Genomic DNA, 8700 nt, shown 5'->3' with positions numbered 1-8700 from the left:
AAAAAACTCAGCCAGACGATCTTGCTGTTTTTCCGTTAAACGACAGTACCTTAGGTCCATAAAACCATCCTAGATCCGCTCAGGATCTGGGACAGCCCCAAAGTTTTTGCGCCGCTTTTTTCAAAAAGCGGCCGCTTCCTTTCTTAATTCCGTCTCGTAACGCAGCGCCGGAACATTTGCCGCGATGTGCGGCAGCCGGCCGTGTCCTCTGAGCCGCCCAGAAATTTTCATGAGCCGATTTGCAAAAACGCTCTGTCGCTCTTAACTGAAACGCAACGATATTAACGAAAAATGGGCGCTGGGGCCGAGGTCTGGGGCGCTTTCGTGGAGGGGCCGTGAGGCACGAAATCATTCAGGTCCGGGACTTGTCGGCCTTCGCCGAGCTGCATCCCGCGTGGACGCGGCTGGAGCGCGAGTCACGGTGCCACCCGGTGGGTCTCACCTATCGCTATGCCGAGCTGGCGGCGGCCAAACTGCTTGCGGAGGGCGCGAAAATCCGCGTCATCAAGGTTTGCGACGATGCCGGTCTTGCTCTGTTATGGCCGCTTTTCATACGGCGCAAAGGCTGGGTCCGCATGGCATACGATTTGCGGTGCGGCGGCGGCGCCGATCGCGGCGGGCCGCTGACGCGGGACGACGTGTCGGCGGATTGTCTCCGCGCCGCCATCCGCGCCCTCATGCGGGCGGGGGCGGATATTTTCGTGCTCGACTGGACCGACGATGACACCGAGCTGCAGAAAGTGATCTCAAATTGGGCGCTGCCCTGGATCATTCGGCGGCTGCCGGCGCGCCTGCGGGCCGCGGGGGGCAGCGAAGGGGCGCGCCGTTATGCGATCAAATTCGACAATTTCCCGACCTGGGGGGATTTCATCGCCTCCCGGTCGCGCGCGGTGCGCCATGGCCATGACCGGCAATTGAAGCGCCTGCTCGCCGAGCAGCAGAATGTGGAGTTCGGCTGGTGCCAGACTGCCGAAGATGCGGAACAGATCCTGAAATGGGTGTTTGAGAGCAAGAGACGCTGGGCGGTCGAGCGGGGCATCGATGCCGGCACCTTGATTGCCCGCGAGATCGAGGCGTTTTACATCGCCCTGGCGCATCGCACCGATTTGCGCGCGACCCCGCTCGTGGCCTTCGTCAAGGTGGGCGGCCGTCCCGCCGCCGCGTCTTTGAATGCGGTGGGGCCGACGCTCATGGAGGGGCTGATCATAGCCCATGATCAGGCGTTTCAGCGCTACTCGCCGGGCACGCTGTTACTCCATTACCAGGCCAAGTGGGCCTGCGAGACCGGCCGCGAGTTCGACATGCTGCGTCATGACGCGGATTACAAAACGCATTGGGCGACTCACATGCCGGTTTCCCGCCGGCATGCGATTTTCCTCGCGTCGAACAGCGTAAGGGGGCTGACGGTTTTCATCGGGCTGGCCATGCATAAGCTAGGAGAATTGTGTGCCCGCAAATTCGGAGGCGCCATCCGCAGCGTGACGGCGAAGGCCGAGGACATCGCCGGGGCGCCCGACGGGGCCGAGGCGCTGGCGAAAGACAGAGGGCGCGCCTGACCCGTCGAACGCCGGTATCAAGGCGGGGTCGGTGCCAGCCGGGTGGCGCGTGCGCCAGACCCTGGTTGCGCTTCATCGGGTGCGGAATGCGTCTCCGGCGCGAGGCGATCCGCGCCGTCGAGCAGGCCCGCCGCCTGCAAGGAGCGCCACCCGTCATATTTGCGGCTGCGCGGCGACATGAAACCATGGCCGTTTTCCGCGAGGCGGCCATTTTGCGAATAGGCGTCATATTCGTTGGTGTGTTGTTGGCGGATGGCTTCGGCGGCGAGCTTTTCGGTGAGGTCGGAGAGAAATTTAAAATGCAGCAGGACTCCGTGCGGCACGCCGGGCACGGGGGCGCCGCCATTGACGGAGGCCGGCCAAAGCTCGTGCGCGCTTTTCAGATATGCGTAATGCCGCTGCCATCGCACCAGGGGCGTTTTGTTGAGGGCCGGGCCCTTCCAGAGATTGTCCGGAAAATAAACCCGCCCGCGCACGCCGCCCTTGATAGCCAAGGTCTCGTTCAGCGGGTCGTAATAGGTCACATAGCCGGTCTCGTCGAAAAACGGGCAGATGGATGCGGGGTCCTCGCCAATGGCGCAGATATTCTCCCTGATTTTCCTGTCGCTATACATATCGAGCATCAGGCATTGCAGGCTCGGCTGCCGCTTTTCCTCCATATAAGAGGTGAGCCAGGAGATGCCCTGCCGGTCGCAATGGGGAAAGACCAGAAACTCATCGGCGTCGATATGCAGGATCCACTTGCCTGCGCAGTATTTCGACAGCACGTGATTGATCCAGTCCGTGCCATAGCGCGCATTCTTGAACGAGCCTTTTGTAAAGAACAGCGAGACATCGGGCTCCGCGGCGAGCTTTTCCTGCAGCCCGTCGGTCGATTTATTGTCGAGAATCACGAAATGCTCGAAACCCATCGCGCGGTAATAGCGCAACAGGAACGGCATGCGCCGCGCCTCGTTATAAACCAGCATGACGACGACGTGCCGGGCGGTCTTCAGGCCCGGACGCAGCCGGACCGGCGAGACGTCACGCGCGTGCAGCCAGATCCGGACTCGCGCCTTGACGATATTCAAGGATCGACACCAGGCTTTCTTCAGAAAGCTCTGGCGATCGATATGGCCGTTTGTCACGGACCAGATGGGCGTATGAGTCACGATCAACTCCGCAAAATCTCATCGTAACAAGTCATTCGGGCGAAGCGCGGTCCGCCCCAAAATCCTTCAGCCCAGCCTAACGACGGGCGAACATTGGCGTCAGACGACACTTTGTCTCAATTTTGATCTTTTTCAGCCTTATTAAGAAATAAGCCGATTTTGGACAATGCGCAAGAATGGCCGTTCTGAAATTATGGTGACGGCGCGGAATGCCTGTCAGGCGGTCTGTGGCGATAGCGATTTTGCTGTGCCTGTATGCCGCCGCGCTGAGAGTTTTGCCTAAATTTTGGCGGCTTGCGTTAATTGTGTGCAGTTCTTCGTGCGATTTTGCGCGATGCGCCGATAAAACGGTCGCCATCGTCAGTGCCGGGCAAAATGTTGAGCGGCTCGGGGGCGTTCTTTCCGGTCGACGAGATGTCTTGGCGGGCAAATATTTTAAATTTTTTGGTAGCTGCTGCCGATTATGTCGTGACGTTAATATTGCGGGTAACAATGCGTCCTTTTTGGCTATGCGCCCCGGGCGCTCCCGGATCTGGCACGATGAATGCTTGCAGCTGGGCATGCAGCAAGCCTCCTTGAATTCCGAATACAATTCCACGCCGTGGAGCCCTGGCGCCGCGGCGGCCGCCCGCCTCCGTGTCAGCGATCTCAGTCACGCGTTTGTCTCCGCCGACGGCGTCTCGACGAAGATCTTTGATCGCCTCAATTTTCACGTCGCGCATGGTGAGATCATGTCGATCGTCGGCCGCAGCGGCGCCGGCAAGACGACCTTGTTCAATCTCATCTCGGGCCTTCTCAGCCCGCAGCATGGCTCGGTCACCGTCGGCCCCCGCGACGACGGAACGTCCGGCCGCATCGCTTACATGTTGCAGAAGGATCTGCTGCTGCCCTGGCGCAGCGTGCTGCAGAACGCCCTGCTCGGCATCGAACTCCACAGGAATGTGCGCCCGGAAGATGTCGAGCGCGCCAAGGATATGCTGGCCCGTTATGGCCTCTCCGGCGTGGCGAACGCGCATCCGCACGCGCTGTCCGGCGGCATGCGCCAGCGTGTGGCGCTGACGCGGACATTGCTTGTCGACCCCACCCTGGTGTTGCTCGACGAACCGTTTTCCGCGCTCGATTACGAGACGCGCCTCATGCTCGAGGATGACGTCATGGCCCTGCGTGACAGTTTCGGCACCAGCATCGTGCTGGTCACGCACGACATCGAAGAGGCCATCGCCATGAGCGACCGGGTCGTCGTTCTCGGCGGGCGCCCCGCCTGCATCGAGCAGGATATCCCGATCGAACTGACGCTGGCCGAGCACCGCAACGCCGTCACGTCGCGCGAGGCGCCGGAGTTTCGTCAGTATCACGCGCGCATCTGGGCCGCCCTTCGGGCCCCCGTTGCGCACCAGGGCAGAGGAGTGGCGTCATGAGCAATGCTTTGGCCGTTGAGGGCGTCGGCGTCAGGCGGCAGAGGGCCGTCAAGCTTCCGTCCGCCGCGTCGATGATCCGGGCCGGACTCATCGTGCTCGTTTGCATTGGTTTCCTGGCGCTGTGGCAGCTGGCCGCGAATCGTCAGTGGCTGAACGGCCAGCTCTTCGGCTCGCCGCTCGGCATTTACAACGCGGCCTATTCCGGGCTGACGCAAGGGACGCTCGTGTCCGACACGCTCATCACCCTGTATGAAACGCTCGCCGGCTTGGCGATCGGCAGCTTGCTCGGCACCGGGCTTGGCCTGCTGCTGTGGTTTCTCCCCGCGGTGTCCGGCGTCGCCGAAGGCTTTTCCATCCTGCTCAACAGCATCCCGAAAATCGCCTTGGGGCCGCTGATCATCATCTGGTTCGGCTCGGGTGCCGGATCGAAAATCTGGCTGGCGGCGATTTCCACCTTCGCCGTCGCCATGATCTCCTCGACGGCCGCGGCAAGGGAAATCGACCGCGACCTGCTGAATTTGTTCCGTTCGTTCAAGGCCGAGCGCAGCATGATCTTCCGCAAGCTGATCCTGCCCAGCGCGCTGCCCTGGATCTTCTCGACTCTGCGCGTGAATATCGGCTTCGCGCTGATCGGCTCGGTCGTGGGCGAGTACATCGCCTCTCAAGCCGGGCTTGGGCACGAGGTCTTCGTCGCCGGCTCGCTGTTCGATCTCAACACGGTTTGGCTTGGCGTCATCATCCTGACTTTGATGGCCACGCTTCTGACGTTCGTCGTTCAACTCATCGAAGAAAGGATTGTCTCTTGGAAACCAAAGCGTTGAAACGCTTGGGCGGTGGCGCCCTGGCCCTCACTCTGGCAACTGGCCTGCTGGCGCACCCGGCCCGGGCACAGACGCAGGATGTGACGGTGTTCCAGGCTTTTCAGTCCATTCAGTACCTGCCTCTTTATGTCGCCATCGATGAGGGTATTTACGCCAAGAACGGCTTGAATGTACGCAAAGTTACGGCCGGCAGCGGCGCGGCCGGGGTCGCGGCGGTGATCGGCGGCCATGCCGACTTCTCCCTCCAGGATCCGATGACCGCTGTGCTCGCCGACAAAAAGGGCGCCAGCGTCATCAGCGTTGCCATGGTCGTCAATGGCGTGCCGGTATGGATCATCACGCCGCCGCATTCGTCCGTGCAGACTCTCTCCGACCTGTCCGGCAAGACGGTTTCCACCGCTCTGGCGCCGTCGACCAGCACCTATCTCCTGCAACGGCTTCTGAAGCAGAAGGACATGTCGTCCACGTCGGTTCAGCAGGTGCAGATCGGTACCGAGCTGGCGCCCGTGGCCGCCGGCCGTGCCGCGGCGGCGGCGCTTTACGAGCCGCAGGTCGATGAGGGCATCGCCTCGGGCTACAAGCCGGTCTATTCCTTTGCCACGCAATATCCTGGCGGCTACGCGTTTTCCGTGCTGGACACGCTCGCGTCCACCATCAAGGACAAGCCCAAGATGGTGCAGGATTTCGTGACGTCCACGAACGAGGCCGAGGCGCTCATCTACAAGTCGCCCGCCACGGCGCGCACGGTCGCGGAAAAGGAATTTCCGTCCTTGCCGAAGGCGGTGGTCGATAACGCTGTCGATCGCCTGATCAGCCAGCATGTCTATCCCGCGAGCGCCGACATATCGCCGGCTTCGTTCCAGAATGCCCTGGCCTTGCAGGTGTTCGTCGGCAACGTTAAGCCGGGCACCGTGAGCTACGCGCAGTCCGTCGACGACACGTTCGCGAAAGCGGCGCGCCACCAGTAAAGCCTGAAAGTGAAAGTAAGCCGTTTCAGGGGTAAGAATGCCCCTGAAACGGCATGGATGATAAAATGACTGACTCGGTACCCACTCTTCTTGACGCGATCTTTGACATTCAAAGCGGAACGATTCCGGCCGGCGAGGTTCTCGCGCGTGCGTCCGCGCGTGCGGCGGCGCTGGAGCCGTGGCTGAAAGCCTTTGCGCATCTCCCCGAAAGCCACCCGTCTGCAAGTAAGGAGCAAGGCCTGCTTGCCGGCATTCCCGTGGGTGTGAAGGACATCATCGCGACGCACGACATGCCGACGACCAACGGCTCACCGATTTATGCCGGGCACAGGCCGGCCGAAGACGCCGGGATCGTCCGGCAACTCAGGGAGCTCGGCGGCATCGTCTTCGGCAAGACCGTGACCACCGAATTCGCATGGCGCCATCCGGGCCCCACGGTAAATCCCTGGAACAAGCTTTACAGCCCCGGCGGGTCATCGAGCGGTTCCGCCGCTGCGGTCGCCGCCGGGATCGTGCCTCTGGCGCTTGGGTCGCAGACGCTGGGCTCGATCATCCGCCCCGCCACCTATAATGGCGTGGTCGGCTTCAAGGCCAGTTTCGGCGCCGTGTTGCGCGATGGCGTCCACCCCTTTGCCGGATCCCTCGACCATATCGGCTTCTTTGCGCGCAAGGTCGAGGATGTGGCCGCCGCCTGGGCGATTTTTGCCGAGCGTCTGGTCGCACCTCTGGCCTCGCGCGCGGCCTGGGACAGCTATTTTCAAAAGGCGCGCGCCCCGCGCTTGGCGGTCATCAGGACCGGCAACTGGGACCTCGCCGACGTGGAGCAGCAACGCAATTTCGAAGCCGCGCTGGTGGCCCTGCAAAAGGCCGGCGGCGAATTGGTGGATATGGAGCTGCCTGTCGATACGAAGGAGATCATCGACGCCACCATGCAAATGGCGCGCTATGAGGGCGCTGCGAATTACAGCGGCCTGGTCGAGCAATATCCGGCCCTCTGCAGCCTTGCGCTGAAGGAACTCGTGATCGACGGGCGCGCCGTTTCCGAGGGCGCCTATCGCGCCACGCTCGCCTTGCAGGAGCGCCTGCGGCGGGACTTGGCGGCTTGGATTGCTCCGTGCGACGCCATTGTCACGATCCCGGCGACCGGCGAGGCGCCGTTCGGCCTCGACTATACCGGCGACGCGGTGTTTTGCATGCCCTGGACCTTCATGGGCGTTCCCGCGGCCACCATCCCCTCCGGCTGGTCGGCAAACGGCCTGCCGCTCGGCTTGCAGATCGTCGCGCCCTTCGGACGTGACAAAATGGCGTTGCAAATCGCCGCCTGGGCTGAAGAGGCGCTCAACGCGCCGAAGCGGCGGATTGAATGACATGAAACGGCGCGTGTTCGGAGCGTGGCAAATGCCCCGCTCCGAACCGGCCGTCATCGCTTCGGCGCGCGTGGCGGCGGTTACGCCGGGCGCTGCCCGTATCGGCCGCCGCGATTAAGCACGCCGTCGATGAGCCCGCGGGTCATGAAATGCAGGCGGGCCATTTTGTGGTTGGCGAAAAAGCCGAACACGATGAAAAACGGGAACAGCCGCCGAAAGAAGTACAGCTTCCAGGCCAGCCCGACATAATCTCTGCCGAGCATGAGGATGCTGTTTCTGATCACGTAATAATCGCGGATCGGGGTATGCAGGGAGATGCTTTTCCCGAACAGGTTTATCCGCCCATTGCCTAATGTATGGGTCATGATTTTTCGCAGGCTTTGAAAATTTCGGTACCCGCGCGAGAGCGCGCGCAATCCCCACTCGACATCCACGAGGTCGATGAAGAGTGTCTCGTCCATCAGTCCGACCTCCTGTAAGGCCGGGATCGGGATCAGCGAGCCCGAGGCGATGACGAAATCCGCTTCCAGGAGCGTGTCGGTGTCGGGTGGTGCGGCCCGCCTGATCAGCCTGTGCCCCTGTGCCCGCGCCGCGATGCTTACTTTTCCGTCATGCGTGTCGCGGTAGGCGTGCCCGATGGAGCCGACCTTGACGCCCTTGGCCTCCAGATCTCGGCACATGTCATAGAGATCATCGACGGCGCCGTCCGGCAGGATCGTGTCCTGATCCATGAACAACATATATTGGGCGTTCTGCTCGATGCCATAGGCGACGCCGAGGTTCTGAGCATGGGCAATGCCCATATTTTCCGAAGTCGAAACGAAACGGCACGATGATTGCTGGGCGACGGCTTCGATGTCGCTGCAATTGTTTGAATGATTGTCAACGATGATGATCTGGTTGACCTGTTCTTCGAGTTTTGCGATCACGTCCGCGAACACGGCGATGTCGGGATTGTAGGTGACGACGACGGCGCAGACATTGTATCTCATGGACCCCAAAGACTAATGTGGCCGGGTAAATTGGCAACCCCTGAGGCATGGGGGCTTGTGGGGCGGCGCGCCGGCGTGGGGAAGTAAAAAGGGCGTAAGGTGCGTCCGGGCATGCGGGCCAGGCCCGATTGCCAGCGGCGAGAATGTCTGATTGAACACGACGCATTTGATGTCAGCAGATTTGGGTCATAAAAGATGAAGCTTCTCCTCACGGGCGGCTGCGGCTTTATTGGGTCGGCGGTGGTCAGGCGGGCTGTGGCGTCGGGCCGGCATGAGATCGTCAATATCGACAAGATGACGTATGCCGCGTCGGAAGACGCGCTGGCGGCGGCGGGGCAGAGCCAGCGCCATGTGCTGCTCAAGGCGGATATTTGCGACGCGGCGGCGATGCGCGCGGCCTTTGCCGCGCACCAGCCGGATGCGGTGA

Annotated in this window: 9 protein-coding genes; 6 read left to right on the top strand and 3 right to left on the bottom strand. The window is 61.7% G+C overall.

Annotation, left to right across the window (positions count from 1 at the left end; genetic code table 11):
• Positions 1–335: 335 nt before the first annotated feature.
• On the top strand, positions 336–1556 hold the full coding sequence (locus VNC39_RS15245; RefSeq protein ID WP_325400505.1) for a GNAT family N-acetyltransferase: 1221 nt from the start codon (positions 336–338) through the stop codon (positions 1554–1556).
• A 17-nt stretch (positions 1557–1573) separates the two neighbouring features.
• Here the strand turns inward: VNC39_RS15245 and VNC39_RS15240 are convergent, their stop codons facing one another.
• Entirely contained in the window at positions 1574–2707 is a 1134-nt protein-coding gene (locus VNC39_RS15240) for a glycosyltransferase family 2 protein (RefSeq protein ID WP_325400504.1), read from the bottom strand.
• A 76-nt stretch (positions 2708–2783) separates the two neighbouring features.
• Entirely contained in the window at positions 2784–3269 is a 486-nt protein-coding gene (locus tag VNC39_RS15235; protein ID WP_325400503.1) for a hypothetical protein, read from the bottom strand.
• Here VNC39_RS15235 and VNC39_RS15230 point away from each other — a divergent pair.
• The 4 genes from VNC39_RS15230 (at position 3268) to VNC39_RS15215 (ending at position 7281) form a co-directional block, all read left to right on the top strand.
• On the top strand, positions 3268–4125 hold the full coding sequence (locus VNC39_RS15230) for an ABC transporter ATP-binding protein (RefSeq protein WP_325400502.1): 858 nt from the start codon (positions 3268–3270) through the stop codon (positions 4123–4125). The two genes, VNC39_RS15235 and VNC39_RS15230, sit on opposite strands and share 2 nt — an antisense overlap.
• Positions 4122–4946 carry an ABC transporter permease gene (locus tag VNC39_RS15225; RefSeq protein WP_325400501.1) on the top strand — a complete coding sequence of 275 codons (825 nt, stop codon included), beginning with the start codon at positions 4122–4124 and terminating at the stop codon, positions 4944–4946. The genes VNC39_RS15230 and VNC39_RS15225 overlap by 4 nt, the downstream gene beginning before the upstream one ends.
• Positions 4928–5914: an ABC transporter substrate-binding protein gene (locus tag VNC39_RS15220; RefSeq protein WP_325400500.1), complete on the top strand. Its 987-nt coding sequence runs from the start codon at positions 4928–4930 to the stop codon at positions 5912–5914. Before VNC39_RS15225 ends, VNC39_RS15220 begins: the two co-directional genes overlap by 19 nt.
• Positions 5915–5979: 65 nt before the next feature.
• Positions 5980–7281, top strand: coding sequence for an amidase (locus VNC39_RS15215; RefSeq protein WP_325400499.1), 1302 nt, complete (start codon positions 5980–5982; stop codon positions 7279–7281).
• Positions 7282–7361: 80 nt separating this feature from the next.
• On the opposite strand, the gene VNC39_RS15210 is transcribed toward VNC39_RS15215, so the two are convergent.
• The gene (locus VNC39_RS15210) at positions 7362–8273 is read right to left on the bottom strand and encodes a glycosyltransferase family 2 protein (protein ID WP_325400498.1); all 912 of its coding nucleotides are present in this window, start codon (positions 8271–8273) and stop codon (positions 7362–7364) included.
• Positions 8274–8468: 195 nt separating this feature from the next.
• Here VNC39_RS15210 and VNC39_RS15205 point away from each other — a divergent pair.
• Positions 8469–8700, top strand: a 232-nt coding sequence (locus VNC39_RS15205) for an NAD-dependent epimerase/dehydratase family protein (protein WP_325400497.1), incomplete at its 3' end; no start/stop codon positions are given.

The organism is Acidocella sp. (assembly GCF_035535915.1).
GTDB lineage: Bacteria > Pseudomonadota > Alphaproteobacteria > Acetobacterales > Acetobacteraceae > Acidocella.
This window is presented reverse-complemented; position numbering and strand designations above follow the sequence as displayed.

Excerpts from the sequence above, each read along its gene's own strand:
- VNC39_RS15215 (WP_325400499.1), top strand. The coding sequence starts at position 5,980 with ATGACTGACTCGGTACCCACTCTTCTTGACGCGATCTTTGACATTCAA.
- VNC39_RS15235 (WP_325400503.1), bottom strand. The coding sequence starts at position 3,269 with ATGCCCAGCTGCAAGCATTCATCGTGCCAGATCCGGGAGCGCCCGGGG.
- VNC39_RS15230 (WP_325400502.1), top strand. The coding sequence starts at position 3,268 with ATGCAGCAAGCCTCCTTGAATTCCGAATACAATTCCACGCCGTGGAGC.
- VNC39_RS15225 (WP_325400501.1), top strand. The coding sequence starts at position 4,122 with ATGAGCAATGCTTTGGCCGTTGAGGGCGTCGGCGTCAGGCGGCAGAGG.
- VNC39_RS15210 (WP_325400498.1), bottom strand. The coding sequence starts at position 8,273 with ATGAGATACAATGTCTGCGCCGTCGTCGTCACCTACAATCCCGACATC.